The organism is Pseudoalteromonas sp. G5_S1_14_S5 (genome assembly GCF_054968605.1).
Map to the genome: position 1 here is coordinate 1 of NZ_JBQKUM010000087.1, position 19,000 is coordinate 19,000.

Sequence of the window (19,000 nt, forward strand, 5' to 3'; positions counted from 1 at the left end):
ACACATAAGGTGCTCTTTTTAATCTAGCCATCTGCGTAAATCGAACAACACAGATTGAGTGTGTTAGTTACTTCTGATTTGCTAGTACACGTTCCACAGTATCAACAATCGCTTGAGTTTGAGGATCGAACTCGATGTTCACTTCGTCACCCACTTCGCGGCCACCAAATAGAGTGCGATTGAGGGTTTCTGGGATTAAATGTACAGAGAAACGGTTGTCTTCCACTTCACCAATCGTTAGTGAGCAACCATCAACACCTATGTACCCTTTACTTAGAACATATTTCATTGATTTTTCTGGTAGTTCAAACCAAAGTGTTCGGTTGTTTTCCGTTTTGATGACTTCAACTAACTTAGCCATTAACGAAATGTGACCGGACATGCTGTGTCCGCCAATTTCGTCACCAAATTTCGCAGCACGCTCGACGTTCACTTTATCGCCGACATTTAGAGCACCTAAATTAGTTAAACGTAGTGTTGCTTGCATCAAGTCGAAAGAGATTTGGTTACCTGAAATTTCTGTCACAGTTAGACAACAACCGTTGTGGGCAACAGAAGCGCCAATCGCTAATCCCGCTACCATTTCATCAGTTAACTCAATGGTATGAGTCTGAAACATATCTTTTTTATTGATAGCAACCAGTGTTGCCATGCCTTGAACGATACCTGTAAACATAAGTTTCCTATTTAGCATTTTACTATAGCAGTTATTGTGACATTTCTTTATGATTCGTCCAATGGAAGCTTAACGATCAGTGTCTCTGATTCCTTCTGAATATTCATTCCGTCTCTTATTTCTGTCTCGTCTGGAGTTATTTGTGCATCGTTACAAAGAAGAAGCCTCGAATCTAATCAAACTTGCGACGCCAGTATTGATCGCATCTATCGCGCAAACCGGCATGAGTTTCGTCGATACCGTTATGGCCGGTGGCTTCAGTGCTATCGATATGGCTGCGGTATCAATAGCGGCAAGTATCTGGCTTCCTTCGATTTTGTTTGGTGTTGGATTACTTATGGCGTTGGTACCTGTGGTCGCACAACTGAATGGCTCTGGTCGTCAAATTAAGATTCCTTTTGAGATTCAGCAAGGTGCTTTCCTAGCGCTTGTCCTTTCTATTCCAATTATTGGCGTTCTCTTCCAAACTCAAGCTATTTTGCAATTGATGGATATTGAAACCTTAATGGCAGAAAAGACTATCGGCTATATGAATGCCGTGATGTTTGCAGTGCCAGCCTTCCTGTTGTTTCAAACCTTAAGGAGCTTTACCGATGGTATGTCTTTGACCAAGCCTGCAATGGTAATTGGTTTTATTGGCCTGTTATTAAACATCCCGCTTAACTGGATGTTTGTTTACGGAAAGCTTGGTGCACCAGCGCTTGGCGGTGTGGGTTGTGGCGTAGCAACGGCTATCGTTTATTGGGTCATGTTTGGCTTACTTTTTACCTATGTGCTGACTTCTAAGCGTTTGGCTAAAATAAAGATTTTCGGTCAATTTCATAAGCCTCAGTTAAAAGCTCAAGTTCGTCTATTCAAGCTCGGCTTCCCAGTCGCCGCAGCGCTTTTCTTTGAGGTGACGCTGTTTGCGGTTGTTGCGCTATTAGTCGCCCCACTCGGCTCATTGATCGTAGCTGCGCACCAAGTTGCGATTAACTTCTCTTCATTGGTATTTATGATCCCAATGAGTATTGGTGCTGCAGTGAGTATCCGCGTTGGTCATAAACTGGGGGAGAACAACACTGAAGGCGCCAAAATCTCGACTCACGTTGGTATCATCGTTGGCTTAGTAACAGCGTTTATCACAGCGGCACTAACCGCGTTGTTTAGAGAGCAAGTGTCACTTCTTTACACAGAAAACACAGCAGTAATTACCATCGCAATGCAGCTCCTGATTTTTGCCGCTGTATACCAATGTACAGATGCAATTCAAGTCATCGCTGCGGGTGCACTTCGTGGTTATAAAGATATGCGTTCAATCTTCAATCGTACTTTTATTGCTTACTGGCTGCTTGGTCTGCCGATTGGCTACATCTTAGGGATGACTGATTGGATTGTTGAACCAATGGGCGCACACGGCTTCTGGATTGGCTTCATCGTTGGTTTGTCTTCAGCAGCGATTATGCTGGGTATGCGTTTGCACTGGATGCACAAACAAAGTGATGAAGTACAGTTGGAGTTCGGATCTCGCTAAGCACTTCTTCAAAACAAGTTTATTAAACAAAAGAGCTCTGAATATCAGAGCTCTTTTTTATTCTGTGTCCGCGTTTATGCCGTATCCAAAATAGTTATTACAGTAGTGCTCGTTCGCGATGCTTACTCAGAAGTGTTTAATAGTCACTTTTCTCTCTAACGAACCTTGCGAATTTGGGCTTACCATTTTGAGTGAAGCCATTGTAACGGAAGGTAATTCGACTGCCGATTTCAGGCGGAGATAATCGCATCTTATCGGTGAAGCCACTTCCAATGTAAAACTCTACACCATCTTCTGTGTGTACCAAAATTGAGCCCATCATCCCCTTATACTTGCCTGTTCCTGTCTTGTAGCCGATAACGGTCGCTTCTGCATCGTGATGACGTTTGAGTTTTAATAAGTCATCACTTCTGCCCGCTTGATAGCGGCTGGTAATCTTACGGAGCATCAATCCTTCGCCTTTACTCTCATCGACATTATCGAGTTGGTGAAACAATGCCTCTTCGCTTGGAATTGGTGTGTGCTCCACATACCCAATGTGCGGCTCGTCTATGACTCTTACCCAATGTAAGATGTTGTAGTAACGTTTCTGATAGTCGCCCGCTGCACCTGGCATATCAAAGAGCATGAATTCGACTTCCTGCCACGCCGTATCGCTTGGTGAGTGGTCTAAGACCGTTGTTTGGACTAAGTGAAAATTGCCTCTTCCTGCCCACAGTTCCCCTTCTAAGTGCACATTTGGTAACTCTTTAACAAACCACTTCGGCGCATAAATTAGATTGCCATTTCGGGTATAAAGATGTTGGCCATCCCAAAGAGCCCTAATACCGTCCAGTTTTTCACTCGTCCAATATTTAGATACATCAATGTCTTGCTTATATGTATTAGCTAAAACCAATTGTTCAGGAGGCAGAAAAGAAGCATGAGAAGGTAACGCAGAAAATGCCCAAAGTGTCGCTATTGCTAATCTGGTTAGCCTCATTTCAAAGTTCCTTATGTGTCTTGGTCAGTTTATAGGATTGAGCGTTTTGGTCGGCTCTATTTCCATCCTAGGTGTTCTAACCATTCATCATTCAAACTTTAGGTTAAGATGCGATCAATATACCAACCTAATTTGGGTTTGTGTTTCATTCGCAAAATCAATTCGTTACAGATCCCAAAAATCCAACCGTTTTTAGTTTTATATTGAGAAATGACATTTCTCAATATAGAACACACAAAACAAACATAGCTAACCAATTGAAAAATAAGGACAAAGGGATGCATTCAGTGCTTTGGTAAACACAGCAAACAAGGAGATAAGACTATAGAACTACATAAAATCGACTTAAACACAACGACACTAACTCTTTCTATTTACGGTAACTTAGATACTGCTGGTAGCCGCCATGCACAAACGGACATCAATGATGTAATTTCAAACAATACTCCTACGTTGTTTAACCCCAGCGTTACTTAGATGCAGGCGATGAAAGTCTACTGCCCGTGCTTCGTCCCGGCTCAACCATTTTTGTACCTAAACATGTACCTAAAGAATAGATTAAGTCCGGCGCCAACATGGTTTACGTCATAGGTGAAGTTGCGACATCAGGTGCATTTGAAGGTAAGAAAGGCGCAACCTTCATGGATATTCTAGCGAGTGCTGGCGGCCCTACCGTTTCATCGACACAACTTACGTATAAAGATCCAGCAACCTTACAAAAAGCGGTATCTAAGTGGCTTGAGAAGTATGACCGTGTAATTATCGACACCTCTCCACTGCTTAACGTAAACAAAGGCAACATTCGTGCTCAGTCGGTTGCGAGTGCCTGTGATTGTACACTTATTGTTGTGGCTTTGGGTGAAACGTCGCCCCACCACCTTGAGCAAGCCAAGAGACTTCTCGATGCGAATAGTATCTCTTTAATGGGCTGTATCATGAACATGAAGCACACGCCTAGCTTTGCACAAGAATTGATTAGGCAGCTAAATCGAATGAAGTTTATCCCTGAAAAGCTCCGCGAAAGCCTCATAAACAAGTTGTATTAAAACGAATTTCTAAACCTACGTATGTAATTTCGTCATTATTGGCTATCACGGAATCACCTCTTCCAGCACATTCATCGTATTTTCTATTTTTTGGCGAATTTAATATAGAAAATGCGATTTTTCCGACCATTCAATGCATTTCATACACATAATTAGTGGTCATCTCACCTTGAAAACGCCTCAAAGATCAACACTAGACGGCTAACTTTGGCAGTAATGTGACACAGTCTATTAAAGTGCCATGTAAATCGTGTCAAAGATGGAATTCGTACGAATATTCCCTAAGATTATAAATAGAGGTGATTTTTGACGAATTTGTAATAGTTTGACAAAGTTATCCGAGGGAGATGAAACACCGTGGATAAATCAAGCAAATCACACTTTATGCTTTGCGACCTTATCGGTTTATTGATTTTTCTATAAGCACTTCCCCCATCCCTCCTTCTGCTCAAATGGTTCAAATACGGAAAGGATCACCATCGAGCAATTTAGTTAGTCAATCGACCTTGATTAGCGTGGTTGTATTATTAAAGAGAAAGGAAACTCAATATGAAATACAAGTTAAGCTCCGTATTTTTGTTAGTTGCAGCAGCCAGTGGTCATGCTAACGCTGGAGAATGTGGCAGCGTAACAATCGCAGATATGAACTGGAACTCTGCAACTCTCATCGCCAACATCGACCAATTCATCCTTAAACACGGTTACGGGTGTGATGCTGAACTCATCCCTGGTGATACCATGCCAACCGGCACATCCATGATAGAAAAAGGCCAGCCCGACGTTGCACCAGAATTATGGAGCAACAGCCTCAAGGACGCTCTTGATAAAGGTGTTGAAGAGAATCGACTTCGCTACGCAGGTAAAGCACTTGTAAATGGCGGCGAAGAAGGTTTTTGGGTTCCGTCTTACCTAGTTAAACAAAATCCAGAAATGGCGACAATCGAAGGTGTACGTAAGAACGCTGCGTTATTCAAACACCCTGAAGACCCAGATACATCCGCATTTTATAGCTGTCCTGCAGGTTGGAACTGTCAAATCAGCGCTGCAAACCTGTTTGAAGCACTTAAATTAGAAGACAGTGGTTTTACTATCGTTGACCCTGGCTCAAGTGCTGGTTTATCTGGCTCTATCGCGAAAGCTTACGAGCGTGAAGAAGCATGGTTCGGTTACTACTGGGCACCAACCGCAGTTCTTGGTAAATACGACATGGTTAAAGTTGACTTTGGCAGTGGCGTTGATAAAGAGGAATTTATCAGCTGTACGACCCAGGAAGGCTGTGAATCACCGAAAGCAACCATGTACCCACCTTCTCCTGTCCATACAATTACCACTGAAAGTTTTGCGTCACGCGCACCGGAAGCGTACGACTACTTTACTAAGCGTGGTTTCACTAATGAAAAAATGAATGCCTTACTTGCTTGGATGGAAGACAACCAAGCCGATGGTGAAGAAGCGAGTATACATTTCTTAAGTGAATTCCCAGAAGTATGGCACCCATGGGTTTCAGAAGAAGTCGCAAAGAAAGTTGAAGCTGAGCTTTAATAGCAAGACATAGAAAGTAGTTATATATCTATGGCTACACTTCAATACAATGGAAATAACGTCGCTATACTTGATGTTATTCGTATTTCGGAGCCTTGTTCACATCGCATTTTACTGTGTTGAGCAAGTAACTCCGAACTATAAGGATATAAAATGGCTGACAGTAATTGGTTATCGAGCTTTCCTGAGATGGAACGCTCTGATTTGCGAGCAATAAAAAAGACGCTTGATGGCGCATACCGAGAGTTTTCCCGTGAATATGGAGAAATGATCGAATCATTATTTGACCCTCTTCTTTCCTTCCTAGTTTGGTTTGAAAAACTTCTCATCTCTACCCCTTGGGTCATCGTTCTAGGCGTTTGCACTGGTTTAGTTTACGCGGCGAGTCGATCTTGGAAACTGGCTTTAGGCTGTGTCGCTTCTCTACTTCTCATTGGCTACTTTGGTATGTGGGAAGATACGATGCGAACACTCAGTATCATCACTGTTTGTACACTCGTTTCTATTTTCCTGGGTATTCCTATTGGTATTGCCATGGCGCGTTCTAATCGCGCACAATCCATGGTGACACCGCTCCTTGATATCATGCAAACCATGCCAGCATTCGTTTACCTGATCCCTGTTGTGATGCTACTTGGTATCGGTAAGATCCCAGGCTTAATTGCCGTTGTTATCTACGCAATTCCTCCGGTTATTCGTTTAACAAACTTGGGTATTCGCTTGGTCGATAAAGAAGTGCTAGAGGCAGCGACCGCTTTTGGCGCAAGCAAGAAACAGCGTTTATGGGGGGTACAGCTCCCCCTCGCAATGCCAACTATCATGGCTGGTATCAACCAAACCATCATGATGGCACTATCAATGGTAGTTATCGCGTCGATGATTGGTGTTAAGGGCTTGGGGCAACCCGTTCTTAAATCGATTACAAATCAATATTTCACTCTAGGCCTAATGAATGGGTTTGCAATTGTCGCGCTCGCGATTCTATTTGACCGAGCTTCGCAAGCTTATGCACGTAGAACCAATGCGCACCTAGGAGGATTCAAACATGACTAAACCATTAATTGAAATTAGTGGGCTGTTCAAAGTGTTTGGACCTAAGCCTTTGTCTGTTATGGACCGCGTGAAAAAGGGTGAACATAAAAATGCGATCCTTGCCGATACAGGTCATACCGTTGGCTTGAAAGAAATAAATCTTCAGATTAATCGAGGCGAAATTTTTGTCATTATGGGGCTTTCTGGCTCCGGTAAATCAACCCTCATCCGTCACTTCAACCGTTTGATCGACCCTACCCAAGGAAAGATCACAGTCGAAGGTATCGATGTAATGAGCTTGAATACCAAAGATCTAGAAGAGTTTCGCCGCCATAAAATGTCGATGGTATTTCAACGCTTTGGTTTGATGCCACATCGCACCGTTGTTGAAAACGTTGCCTACGGTCTAGAAGTCCAAGGCATTAAGAAAGAGCAGCGTTTGGCTAAAGCAACAGAATGGTTGGAAACGGTTGGGCTTAAGGGATACGGGAATCAATACCCTGCCCAACTGTCAGGCGGTCAGCAGCAACGCGTCGGTTTATCCCGAGCATTGTGTACTAACGCTGAAATCTTGTTGATGGATGAAGCCTTTTCTGCACTCGACCCTCTTATCCGAAGCGAGATGCAAGACCAGTTGATTGAACTCCAAGAGAAGCTTCATAAAACGATAGTCTTTATCACTCACGATTTGGATGAGGCACTGCGCCTTGGTGACAGAATCGCAATCCTTAAAGATGGCGAGTTAGTACAACAAGGCACACCACATGAGATTCTCCTCAATCCTGCTGATGACTACGTTGAAGCCTTCGTTAAAGATGTTAATCGTGCTCGAGCTCTTACTGTTGAAACGGTTATGCAGCCACCGTTGTATCGAATCACTTCAGAAACCATCGAGGGTGCGTTGGCGCAGATGAAAATGCTTAAGCACGATTATGCCTACCATGTAACCGACGATGGCTACCAAGGACTTGTAACCAAAGAGAGCCTTGAAGATGCAGTGGAAGACTCTTCTGTTCATGATTTTAGTGATGAGATCTATGAGGAAGTGCCCGCCGTATTACCTGACGCTGTGATCGAAGAAATCTTGCCAGACACAATGTCTTGCGACTACTCGCTTCCAGTAGTTGATGAAGACGGAAACCTCAAAGGCGAACTAGAGAGAAGTGCCGTTGCAGAAATCTTCTCCGAGACTAGCGAGGAGGAAGCAGAACCTGCCCCAAAGCCAAATATTGATAAGGCATCCTAACCTTCTTCTTTAGGTAAAAATCCGCCTAATTAAATGTATATGGCCACTGATTGTATAAAAACAGCAGTGGCCTTTTTTCTTTTCGTTTATGCCTTGCTAACACGAAAGCTTGTATAGATTAACGTCGAATAACCGCCTCTTAATTATATAAAACACCTAAGTGCATATTTCGTAAGACAAATCACCTGACAACAGTGTGTTAGCTTGGTCACAAAGATGCCTATAAGCGTATTTGCATAAGCACTAATTCCTGTCTTTATATGCCAACCAGTTGAAATTATTGTAAAAAATGACTAAAACTTAAGGACGAATAAAGATATTGGCCTTCAAAAATCGGGCTTATTATTAGTTCAATAAAAGGATTTTGATTAATGAACTCGACAATAGCGTTAGATATAAAGACAGGTGTAGATCTGCAAGCCCAGTCACAGCTTGTTGACGAAAGCGTACTGGAGCAAATGATTCGAGACACCAGTGCCGACATCATTCCAATTTTAATCGACCACTACGTAGAAGAATCACAAACTAGATTGGTCGCGATTCATAAAGCCGCAATTAGCAAAGATGCTCAAACACTCAAGTTTGAAGTACATACGCTTGGCAGCACTGCGCTCTCACTTGGCAATCGCCCTTTAGGTGAATTAGCAAGAGCATTAGAAAAGCAGTGCTTAGAACAAAAACACGAAGACGCGTTTACAAAAGTTAGTGAGTTAATTGAATTGGCAGAACGTTCAATCGAGGCGTTGGTCCAGAGAAAAAATGCAGGTTTTAGCTAGCTTATCGACGTCACGTGTAACGGATATAAGATTCAACATAGCCAGTAACCAATATTTAAATTGATGCTTAACTTTCACTATGTTATTGATTGAGATAAAGTTTCAAATGTAATAACACAATGCGCCCTAAAGTATTGTTAGTTTAAGACTCCGCATCCCTTGCCGTACTGTACAAACAGCACGTTAAAGACGAGCCATACGACACTTTCCATATCGAAACAGGTTTGGAAGCGAAAACAATTATTGAAAGACACGCTCCCCAGCTTGTTATCCTTGATCTCAAATTACCCGATATGCCGGGAGAAGAAGTTCTAGACTGGATAATCGACAATGACACCCCTACCGCTGTCATCATTGCAACAGCGCATGGTTCTGTAAGTATTGCAGTTGATTTAATTCAACGCGGCGCGGAAGACTTCTTAGAGAAACCAATTCAAGCTAACCGCCTAAAAACATCGGTTAACTTGCGCCTGCACAGAGCTAAACTCGAAAACAGAAGTGGCCCCCATTTTAGGACATAACTTTAAGTGATTGATCTGTTTGTATAGTACCTAAAAATACTGGAACAGATTATGACTAGAAAACGTAGAAACCACTCATCCGACTTTAAAGCTAAGGTGGCCCTTGATGCTGCAAACCGCGAACACGATTATCGCTGTATACAAAGCCCTCGGTGGTGTTTGGAAAGCCTCTAACCATAATACAGAAAGCGTCGAGTTAGGTTCTGTGAATTAAAAAGCAATACGCAAAAAGTACCGCTGAATCAATCAGCAGTACTTTTTTATTCATACAAACGTGACTACTTAACTTGGTTGCGCTTCGCCCACTCTTGTACGGCATCACCCATCGTTAACCCTGTTGAGCTTTTCATCCAAAGCATGAAATCACGATCAAATTTAAACTGCTCACCAAGTTGGGATTTAAAATATCGACGGACATTCTGAGTCGTTTTATAGCTTTCTGTGATTAACGTATTCTCATCTATCTGATTTTTGTGCCAATCAACTTTTGTCATATACTCCAATTCCTCCTTGAAAATAAGCGATTCAAATTGCGCTACAACAGCGTCTAATTACACGTTTCTTGGTGCGAACATAATAATCGCCATACCAAGCAGCGCTACCGAACCACCAACTAGATCCCACGTTGTTGGCTTCTCACCATCGACAAGCCATAGCCATACCAGCGCGACTGAGATGTACACACCACCGTAAGCCGCATAAACTCGCCCTGTTGCTGTAGGGTGCAGCGTGAGTAACCAAGCAAATGCAGCAAGGCTTATTGCCGCCGGGATCAGTAACCACAGACTCTTATCTTCCCTTAGCCAAAGATAAGGTAAATAACACCCTACTATTTCCGCTATCGCCGTAATTACAAAAAGACCTACCGTTTTAAATTCAATCACAACTTACCTTTACCCAGTAAACCAGCCCATTCCACCAAACATTTAACAATACTGTAGATCGGTGCATATGCTTCCAGAACTAACACCATGGCCAGTGAGGGCAAAAGCGGCACAAGTGCAGTCCATGTTAAACTGTTCATTTCAGTTCCCTGCCTTAATAGTTAGCTTGAAGATAAATTCGATAATCGGCAGGAAACGTTCATTATCAAAAACAGCGCATCTGAAATGCACTTATATCTCAACAACTCGACAGAAGACTCAGTCTTTGGGTCAATCTACATCATTTTGTACGCTTTGTTTTTGTTTCGCACGGATTATTGCTTGCTTAATCTTCGCCTTATGGTTCTCTTCCCACTGAGCCAATGTTAACGAGGCTTCTTTATTGGCTTTCTCTGAAGCCATTAAAAATACCTCATCTTTTCTGGACTTAGGAATAACAGCAACACCCTCGATATCAGCCACAATCATATCTCCGGTTGAGACGTCTATGCCTCCACATCTAATTTCAGTACCTAGTTCAGAATAGACCCCTTTTTTTCCCGGAACTGGATGAACACCTTTAGCAAAAACTGGAAATTTCATGTCTGTAATTTCAGCCAAGTCCCGAATAACACCATCAATAATGAAACCTTTTATGCCTCTACGCTTAGCAACTGCGCATACATTGCCTCCTGCAACTGCATATTCGCTATCAACGCCATCGACGACAATAATTGAGCCTTTTGGTTCTTGATATATTGCAGAATGAAGCATTAAGTTATCACCAGCAGCTAACTGAACCGTAAAAGCTTCGCCAAAAATTCGCGGCATGCCCTGCCAAAGAGGAACAATATTGAAATCCATAAAGTACTGGTTACCCAATATGTTTCCGTACTCAGTTGTCGCTAATGTAGAAAAGTCTTGCTTCATATTTACACTCCTTGTTTGAACTCGGCTACACCACCTTCAACACTACACGCAAAGCGTCGAAAAGCGCCAAATGTTGTGAATCATATTAAACAGATTATCAGCCGCTCATACCAAAGACAAACCACCGTCTACTACCAGTGTGTGCCCTACTATATAAGTAGCCTTGTCTGAAAGTAAAAACTCTATTGCGTCCACTATCTCATTGGTACGACCAAATCGCTTCATGGGAACGGCTTGAGATACCTCCGAGCGGATATTTTCATTTTCCACTTGGCGCTCTTCCCAACGTGGGGTCCATGTTACACCTGGCGCTACCGCATTAATTCGAATGCCAGAACCAATACTCTCAAGTGCAACTGAGCGCGTTAATCCTTCCAAAGCGTGTTTAGTTGCGCTGTACATTGACGCATTTGGCGTTGGTCTAAGGCCATTTACCGAACTCAAATTCACTATGCTTGAGCCAGGCCCCATTAACTTCAGTTCTGCTCGCAGGCATAAAGCCTGACACAAGAAATCCACATTGAGGGTTTCTTTAAGTAATTCAATGTCAACTTGATGTAGATAGCCTCGTGAAACCAGCGTTGGAGAAGCGTTATTTACTGCAATATCTAGTTTCTTATATTCGGATTCAATATAGGAGAATAGACCCGCTAGTTGCTCTTGATCGGCAATATCTACAACCCTATGATCCACAGCGTCTAATTCTGGATATATAGCAAGCACTTTTCCCCACCCTGCTTCAGAACGTGAGCACGTGACAACCCTGTAACCCAATTCTACTAGGCGTAGAATGAGAACTAGTCCGATACCTTTCGAACCACCAGTTACTAAAGCTACTTTCAATTTTGAACTCCTTTTCTAGGTATGTATAGTGACTAATCATGCTGCATTAAGTGGTTATAAACGCAACATAGATCCTTCTGAATACCGCCTTAACTCCTTAAATAAACTCATAGTAAAAATGCCACGCGTTGCGAATCACTCTTAAACAGTTAGGGCTTGAAACCCTCTGCAATAAACTTACTACCCATTGAGCCCATTAATATACTTGAACCTTTGTTGATGTAGGACTTAAATCGTAAGTAACTGGCTTGAGCCTTTGGGCTGGACAACAATACAGAAACTAGGAAGTACCAAGAAAAATTTAAGATAAACACACCCATAACTAATGTTGATGTTGTATGAGCAGGAACTTTCACGGGTAACATAGCTGCAAACACACTGCTAAATACAATTGCAGTCTTTGGATTACTTAACTGTGTCGCCAAGCCAAGAACTACCGCCTTAAAGTGAGATGGTTTGTTAGCTAGCTCTGCGTCAGCAGAATCCACTTTGCTCTTGCTTGAGCGCCACATTTTTACGCCCAGATAAAATAGATATAGACCACCAAGAACTTTGAAAGCTACGTAAAGTTCTGGCACAGCATTAAAAAGTGCAATGAGCCCCATTGAGGCAATAAATGCAAATATGCTTGCCCCCAAACCTAAACCTATAGAAATACAAATGGCTTCAGATCTAGATCTCGACATAGCTGTTTGCGCAACCAAGATAAATGAAGGGCCTGGTGTCATCGCACCAAAGAGTAATAGCATAGCGATTGGCAGTAGAAATAAGTATTTCTCCAGCATCTATAATCATCCTCGTAATAACTTTCGTGATTGAACCCTAACAGCTAGTAGACAGAAATATTCTGCATTTAAATACTGAAGCATTCTATCATGATTAATTTCATTATTTCAGTAACTTAAGAAGTATATGTAAATCAAATAACAAAATACAGAATATTTCCATATGTTATGAATCTAGCTAAACCCGCCTCGCACTGTATGTGTCCACAGCCCTCCGAGCTATGTTGAAAACACAAAAAAGCCTGCCATCTATGCGAACATAAATGGCAGGCTTTATACGTTAGTTAAGCTTTTGACTGGCTAGCTTACGCCGCTTCAAATGCGAGGGCTTTCTTTTCTACTTGGCGGAAGATAAGTGTTAAAATGCCGTTTACTGCTAGGTAGAATGCACCAGCGATACCGAACACAGTCAGTGTGTCGTACGTTTGGCCGTTAATACGCTGAGCGTAGCCCATCAAATCCATGATGGTAATGGTGCTTGCTAGTGATGTGCCTTTGAAGACTAGAATCACTTCGTTTGAGTAAGCTGGAACGGCACGGCGTAATGCGTATGGCAGAAGCACTTTAAGCGTCGCGATTTTGTCCATACCTAGTGCACGACATGCTTCCCACTGCCCTGCAGGAATCGCATTGAATGCGCCTCTGAACAGTAGCGTGCTGTATGCCGCCGTGTTCAAAGCCAATGCCAACATTGCGCAGAACCAAGGTTGGCTGAGCCATGTCCACATGAAGCTTTCACGAATCCAATCGAACTGACCTGGGCCGTAATACACCAAGAAGATCTGAACTAGTAATGGTGTACCAGTGAACAAGGTAATGATGCCACGTGTTACCCAGTGAATCGCAGGTAATCTTAGGATCAGTGTTACCGTCATCAGTAGCGACAAGATACAACCAACAAGCAGTGACGCGCCGGTGAGTTGAAGACTGGTCGTTAAACCTTCAAGCATTTGAGAGAGGTATTGTTGATTCATGCCATTGCCCCTTTGTTACCCAAACCCTGAATAGAGAACTTACCATCAATCACTTTTACTGCTCTTTGTGTAATCAATGTGATGATTAGGTAGATAGCTGCCGCCGTTGCGTACCAAGTAAATGCTTCGTGCGTTGCTGCTGATGTCAACTGCGCTTGCTTCAGTAGATCGGTGACACCAATCAGAGAAACCAGTGCAGTATCTTTCAATAGAACCAACCACTGGTTCGTTAAGCCCGGTAATGCGTGCCTTACTGCTTGTGGCAAAACAATTCTAAAGAATGCGTGCGATTGTGGAATACCCAATGCACTCGCCGCTTCTCTCTGCCCTTTACCTACCGCTTTCAACGCACCACGAATAGTCTGTGAAGCGTATGAAGCGAAAATAAGTGACAACGCAACAACACCAGATAAGAACGGGCTAACTTCAACAAAGTCACCAGTGATCATGAAGAGCACTTGTGTTGAGCCAAAGTAGATAAACAAAACCACCAAGATTTCTGGTAGCCCACGTACGATTGTCACGAACGCGGTTGTCGGCCATTTGATTGCGACACGACGAGACATTTCACCGCCTGCAAACATTACCGCTAAAATTAATCCAACCAATAGGCTTACGAATGCAAGCTGAACAGTCATCCAGCTTGCCTCGACGAGCCCTAAAGAGTAACCCGTTAATTCCATAAATTACTTACCGAAGTACTTGTTGAAGATCTTGTCGTACTCGCCGTTTGCTTTAACTGCTGCAAGTGCTGTGTTCAGTTGTGCAACTAGCTCTGGGTTGCTCTTGTTTACTGCGATACCAAAGCCGTTTCCAAAGTACTCTTGGTTTGTTACTTGCTCGCCAACGTACGTTAGGTTGTCTTCTTTCTTGAACCATTCAGCGACTACTGCTGTGTCACCGAATACTGAATCGATACGACCGTTTTTCATGTCGATGAATGCATCTTGGTAACTTGAGTAAGGTACTGCTGTTACACCTGGTAGTTGCTCAAGAAGGTAGCTTTGGTGAGTAGAGCCGTTTTGAACACCGATGCGCTTGCCTTCTAGTGCTGCTTGGTCTGCTACTTTGCCTTCAATAGAGATGAATGCTGCAGAGTTGTCGTAGTAAGCGTCAGAGAAGTTTACTTGTTGAAGACGTGCTTCAGTGATGTCCATTGCAGAGATAGCCGCATCGTAACGTTTGAATTTAAGAGCTGGGATCAGGCTGTCGAATGCTTGGTTGTGGAAAGTACACGTTGCTTTCATCTCTTCACAAAGTGCGTTTGCTAGATCAACGTCGAAGCCTTGGGTTTGGTTGTTCTCATCCATGTATTCGAATGGTGCATAAGTCGCTTCCATTGCAAATTTGATTTCTTCTTGAGCTGCTGCATTGAAAGAAGCAAAGCCGATAAGTGAAGCTAGTAGAATCTTTTTCATTTTGTTACTCCGAATACTGTGTAATAGCGGCCTGTGGCCATTCTTATAATTTGATTGTTTTAATCGATGTTGTGTTAGGTAAATCTAGTCAGTGGCTTAGTGAGTCAAATACTCAGCAAACTCTGGAGTCTGCGGGTTAATAAATGCGTCGCTGGTGCCGTGTTCCACGATGTAACCCTTCTCAAGGTAAAGAACGTGGCTCGCGATCTTCTTGGCGAAGTCAACTTCGTGAGTCACTACCACCTGAGTAATCCCAGTGCCGCTTAGCTCTTTGATGATGCTAACAACTTGGTTAGTGATCTCTGGGTCTAGAGCCGCTGTTGGCTCGTCAAACAGCAATACATCTGGCTTCATCATAAGAGCACGAGCAATGGCAACGCGTTGTTGCTGACCACCTGAGAGCTGCAACGGCCAAGCGTCTGCTTTATCTGCAAGCTGTAAAGTTTTCAAAACTGTTTGCGCTTGTTTGATCGCTTCTTGCTTATCTAGGCCTGCAACCTTAGTTGGCGCTTCAATCAAGTTTTCCATTACCGTCATGTGTGGCCACAAGTTGTATTGTTGGAAAACCATGCCGACTTTACGACGTAGCTTAAGCCCCTGCTTCTCTTGGATCTGGCTTGAGAAATCAAATTGCTCGTTAGCAATGTTTAATTCGCCATCGTCTGCGATTTCTAGCAGGTTCAGAACACGCAGTAGTGAACTCTTACCAGCACCGCTTGGGCCAAGCAGTACCAAGGTTTCGCCACTCTCACAGTTAAAACTGATGTCGTGAAGAACTTGGATATCGCCGTATGATTTGTTGATGCTCTTTACTTGAATACTCATGCCAAATTACTGCATTAATTGTCATTTGTTGGTTATTCTATTTAAGCTGAACTTTTATGCAAGAAAAATGTATAAAAAATTAATTTGTTGAATTTTTGTAACAGATACTGCACAAAAAACAGCCTCATTAACTGCTCTTACCTCTTTATCATCCAAGTTATTGAAAACCCGAAGATGACACCAAAAAGCAAACGTTTTTATAAATCCAAACTCACTTGTTCAGCAAAGGAAGTAAATTCTTAATGGCAGCTATATACTTGCATAAATTTCATGGATAACCACTCAACTTCTGCCCTAACACCAGCGAACAAGTGTGCTTAATATTCCTTTTATTTAGCTTTCGATGCGCACATCGAACACACAGGAATTATTGAAAATTGAGTTTCCTAGGAAGCGTGATGCTCCAATAAATGCTTTAATGGCGTCTACTCTCAATAACTAGCACTTGCCAGCGAACAAGACGTATTACAAATAACCTGTCATCTGTTCTTAAAGCGACAAACACTAAGGCAATCATATGCAAAACGATGTCTCTTCTACGCTTGAGGCAACTCAGCGACAGACTCAACAGAACCCAGAATCAAAACCAGAGAAGAAAAGCCTCAGCATTTTGCTTGAGCTGATTAAGTTTATTCAGCCGTATAAAGGTCGTGTGATTGCAGCATTGATTGCTTTGATCTTCACAGCAAGCTTAACCCTTTCAGTGGGACACGGTATTCGCCTTCTTATCGACCAAGGTTTTAGCCAACAATCACTATCCGACTTAGGTAGCGCTATCCAATTCATCATGGTCGTTGTGGTATTGATCTCTATTGGTACCTTCTTCCGTTTCTACTTGGTCTCTTCCGTTGGTGAACGTGTAAGTGCGGATATCCGCCTATCCGTTTTCAATCACGTTGTGACACTTCATCCGAGTTACTTTGAGACCAATGGCAGTGGCGACATCATGTCGCGCATCACCACAGACACAACGCTACTTCAAAGTATCATTGGTTCATCGTTCTCGATGGCGATGCGTAGCGCGCTGATGTGCCTTGGTGCAATCATCATGTTGTTTGCGACCAACATTAAACTCACGCTGATCGTACTGGCATCGGTGCCGTTTATCTTGATTCCAATTTTGGTTTACGGGCGTCGTGTAAGAGCGCTATCACGTAAAAGCCAAGACTCGATGTCTGATGTCGGTTCTTACGCGGGTGAAGCGATTGAACACATCAAAACCGTGCAAAGCTACAGCCGAGAAGCCCAAGAGAAAGCATCGTTCGCGCTTGAAGTAGAAAAGGCGTATGAAATTGGTCGTCAACGCGTAAAACAGCGCGCTATTCTGATCTCTGGCGTGATTGTTATCGTGTTCAGTGCGATTGCAGGTATGCTTTGGGTGGGCGGTAGCGATGTTATCAACGGCACCATGTCCGCCGGCGATCTTGCTGCATTTGTCTTTTACGCGATTATGGTCGCTTCATCTCTAGGTACAATTTCTGAAGTGATGGGCGAGCTGCAACGGGCAGCAGGTGCTACCGAGCGTTTAATTGAGATTCTGCAAGTGGAAAGCCACATCGTTGCCCCTGTCGATAATCCAACATCGCTCGATAACCTAACACCAGAAGTCGCTTTTGATGATGTGACCTTCTGTTACCCGTCTAGACCGGATCAACCAGCAACAAGCAACCTGTCGTTAACCGTGCACGAAGGTAAAGTATTGGCGTTAGTTGGCCCATCTGGTGCAGGTAAAACCACCCTGTTCGAATTGCTGCAACGTTTCTACGATCCTCAAATGGGTAAAGTGACTCTCGGTGGCGTGGAACTTAATCAATTTGACCCGAACGAATTAAGAAAGCAGATGGCGCTTGTTCCTCAACAACCCGCTCTGTTCAGCAACGATGTGTTCCATAACATTCGCTACGGCAACCCAGAAGCGAACGATGAACAAGTGATTGAAGCGGCGAAAAAAGCACACGCACATGAGTTCATACAGAACCTACCAGATGGTTATCATAGTTTCCTTGGGGAACGAGGCGTGAGATTGTCTGGTGGTCAACGTCAGCGTATTGCTATCGCGCGTGCCATCTTGAAAGATCCAAACATCTTGCTACTGGATGAAGCAACTAGCGCCCTAGACAGCGAAAGTGAGCATCATGTTCAGCAAGCATTGGAAGAATTAATGCGCGGCAGAACGACGATCATCATCGCCCACCGTTTATCGACAATCAAACACGCAGACCAAATTGCAGTACTCGATCAAGGGCAACTCGTAGACATCGGCAACCACCAGTCGCTCATCAATAGCTGTGAACTATACCAACGCTTGGTTGAACTCCAATTCAAACACCTGAGTGACGAACCAGCTAGTAGCTAACAGCCAAGTCTCTGACAACGAGTGATTTCTAGCTTCAAAAACTAAAATTACACGTGTTGCAGTTTTGTTAAATTAGCGGTAGGGTTTTATTCCAATAACAACTTATCCCGATGACGGATAAGCAGATAACAATAAGAGAGTTCGCATGGAAGCATTATTATCTGACTACCCGGTAGTAACAGAAATCCCAGTCGCTTGGGGAGAAATGGACGCACTCAATCACGTCAACAACGCTGTGTATTTTCGCTACTTTGAAACCGCTCGCTTAGATTTCTTTAAACACGTAGAGCTGATGGAAGAGATGGCAATCACCAAGGTTGGGCCTGTTCTTGGCGACACTTATTGTAAATATTTCCGACCTGTCACCTACCCTGATACTTTGATGGTGGGTTCACGAGTCACCGATATTCAAGACGACCGCTTTACCATGGAATACGCGATCGTCAGTAAAGCACAGCAAAAGCTGACTACTGTAGGTACAGCAACTATCGTGATGTTCGATTTTGCATCGAACCAAAAAGCGCTGCTGTCACTGCGTCTAACCAGTGAAATTGAACGCATGAACACGCTAAAAAGCCCATACTTCAAACAAGAAGCAGTAGCGGAATAAATGGTTCGTTAGTTCAGACCAAATCAGAAAATCTCACGTATTAAAAAGCCACTCGATTGAGT

Annotated in this window: 19 protein-coding genes and 1 pseudogene; 9 read left to right on the forward strand and 11 right to left on the reverse strand. The window is 43.2% G+C overall.

Annotation, left to right across the window (positions count from 1 at the left end):
• Window positions 1–67 precede the first annotated feature (67 nt).
• Window positions 68–676, reverse strand: a complete 609-nt coding sequence (locus tag ACTRWI_RS19390; RefSeq protein WP_499133408.1) for a riboflavin synthase subunit alpha — start codon at window positions 674–676, stop codon at window positions 68–70.
• A 142-nt stretch (window positions 677–818) separates the two neighbouring features.
• Between ACTRWI_RS19390 and ACTRWI_RS19395 the strand changes: the two genes are divergently transcribed.
• Window positions 819–2,189, forward strand: a complete 1,371-nt coding sequence (locus ACTRWI_RS19395; RefSeq protein ID WP_499133409.1) for an MATE family efflux transporter — start codon at window positions 819–821, stop codon at window positions 2,187–2,189.
• A gap of 136 nt (window positions 2,190–2,325) precedes the next feature.
• Here ACTRWI_RS19395 and ACTRWI_RS19400 read toward each other — a convergent pair whose 3' ends face one another.
• Window positions 2,326–3,171: a DNA ligase gene (locus ACTRWI_RS19400; RefSeq protein WP_499133410.1), complete on the reverse strand. Its 846-nt coding sequence runs from the start codon at window positions 3,169–3,171 to the stop codon at window positions 2,326–2,328.
• Between the two features lie 575 nt (window positions 3,172–3,746).
• Here ACTRWI_RS19400 and ACTRWI_RS19405 point away from each other — a divergent pair.
• From ACTRWI_RS19405 to ACTRWI_RS19430, 6 genes and pseudogenes are all read left to right on the forward strand, one after another.
• Window positions 3,747–4,217, forward strand: a complete 471-nt coding sequence (locus tag ACTRWI_RS19405) for an SLBB domain-containing protein (protein WP_499133411.1) — start codon at window positions 3,747–3,749, stop codon at window positions 4,215–4,217.
• Window positions 4,218–4,766: 549 nt separating this feature from the next.
• Window positions 4,767–5,759 (forward strand): ABC transporter substrate-binding protein, encoded by a 993-nt coding sequence (locus tag ACTRWI_RS19410; RefSeq protein ID WP_499133412.1) that lies wholly within the window; start codon window positions 4,767–4,769, stop codon window positions 5,757–5,759.
• A 153-nt stretch (window positions 5,760–5,912) separates the two neighbouring features.
• Window positions 5,913–6,812 (forward strand): ABC transporter permease, encoded by a 900-nt coding sequence (locus ACTRWI_RS19415; protein ID WP_499133413.1) that lies wholly within the window; start codon window positions 5,913–5,915, stop codon window positions 6,810–6,812.
• Entirely contained in the window at window positions 6,805–8,037 is a 1,233-nt protein-coding gene (locus tag ACTRWI_RS19420; protein ID WP_499133414.1) for a quaternary amine ABC transporter ATP-binding protein, read from the forward strand. The genes ACTRWI_RS19415 and ACTRWI_RS19420 overlap by 8 nt, the downstream gene beginning before the upstream one ends.
• Window positions 8,038–8,408: 371 nt before the next feature.
• Entirely contained in the window at window positions 8,409–8,813 is a 405-nt protein-coding gene (locus ACTRWI_RS19425; RefSeq protein WP_499133415.1) for an Hpt domain-containing protein, read from the forward strand.
• A gap of 158 nt (window positions 8,814–8,971) precedes the next feature.
• Window positions 8,972–9,334: pseudogene (locus ACTRWI_RS19430) on the forward strand (response regulator); the annotation flags it as partial.
• Window positions 9,335–9,612: 278 nt separating this feature from the next.
• On the opposite strand, the gene ACTRWI_RS19435 reads toward ACTRWI_RS19430, so the two are convergent.
• From ACTRWI_RS19435 to artP, 9 genes are all read right to left on the reverse strand, one after another.
• A complete protein-coding gene (locus tag ACTRWI_RS19435) occupies window positions 9,613–9,828 on the reverse strand; it encodes a DUF6434 domain-containing protein (protein ID WP_499133416.1) in 216 nt (71 codons plus the stop codon).
• 57 nt (window positions 9,829–9,885) lie between these two features.
• On the reverse strand, window positions 9,886–10,218 hold the full coding sequence (locus ACTRWI_RS19440) for a YnfA family protein (RefSeq protein ID WP_499133417.1): 333 nt from the start codon (window positions 10,216–10,218) through the stop codon (window positions 9,886–9,888).
• 270 nt (window positions 10,219–10,488) lie between these two features.
• On the reverse strand, window positions 10,489–11,127 hold the full coding sequence (locus ACTRWI_RS19445; RefSeq protein ID WP_499133418.1) for an RraA family protein: 639 nt from the start codon (window positions 11,125–11,127) through the stop codon (window positions 10,489–10,491).
• A gap of 105 nt (window positions 11,128–11,232) precedes the next feature.
• Complete coding sequence (locus tag ACTRWI_RS19450; RefSeq protein WP_499133419.1) at window positions 11,233–11,970, reverse strand: SDR family NAD(P)-dependent oxidoreductase; 738 nt, start codon at window positions 11,968–11,970, stop codon at window positions 11,233–11,235.
• 149 nt (window positions 11,971–12,119) lie between these two features.
• A complete protein-coding gene (locus ACTRWI_RS19455) occupies window positions 12,120–12,755 on the reverse strand; it encodes a LysE family translocator (protein WP_499133420.1) in 636 nt (211 codons plus the stop codon).
• A gap of 305 nt (window positions 12,756–13,060) precedes the next feature.
• Window positions 13,061–13,729: an arginine ABC transporter permease ArtM gene (artM, locus tag ACTRWI_RS19460; RefSeq protein ID WP_499133421.1), complete on the reverse strand. Its 669-nt coding sequence runs from the start codon at window positions 13,727–13,729 to the stop codon at window positions 13,061–13,063.
• Window positions 13,726–14,412 carry an arginine ABC transporter permease ArtQ gene (gene artQ / locus ACTRWI_RS19465; protein ID WP_499133422.1) on the reverse strand — a complete coding sequence of 229 codons (687 nt, stop codon included), beginning with the start codon at window positions 14,410–14,412 and terminating at the stop codon, window positions 13,726–13,728. The genes artM and artQ overlap by 4 nt, the downstream gene beginning before the upstream one ends.
• Window positions 14,413–14,415: 3 nt before the next feature.
• Window positions 14,416–15,147 carry an arginine ABC transporter substrate-binding protein gene (locus tag ACTRWI_RS19470; RefSeq protein ID WP_499133424.1) on the reverse strand — a complete coding sequence of 244 codons (732 nt, stop codon included), beginning with the start codon at window positions 15,145–15,147 and terminating at the stop codon, window positions 14,416–14,418.
• Between the two features lie 96 nt (window positions 15,148–15,243).
• Window positions 15,244–15,972, reverse strand: coding sequence for an arginine ABC transporter ATP-binding protein ArtP (gene artP / locus ACTRWI_RS19475; protein WP_004741003.1), 729 nt, complete (start codon window positions 15,970–15,972; stop codon window positions 15,244–15,246).
• 517 nt (window positions 15,973–16,489) lie between these two features.
• On the opposite strand from artP, the gene ACTRWI_RS19480 reads away from it, so the two are divergent.
• On the forward strand, window positions 16,490–18,328 hold the full coding sequence (locus ACTRWI_RS19480) for an ABC transporter ATP-binding protein/permease (protein WP_499133425.1): 1,839 nt from the start codon (window positions 16,490–16,492) through the stop codon (window positions 18,326–18,328).
• Between the two features lie 145 nt (window positions 18,329–18,473).
• Window positions 18,474–18,938, forward strand: coding sequence for an acyl-CoA thioesterase (locus ACTRWI_RS19485; protein ID WP_499133426.1), 465 nt, complete (start codon window positions 18,474–18,476; stop codon window positions 18,936–18,938).
• The last annotated feature ends 62 nt before the right edge of the window (window positions 18,939–19,000 follow it).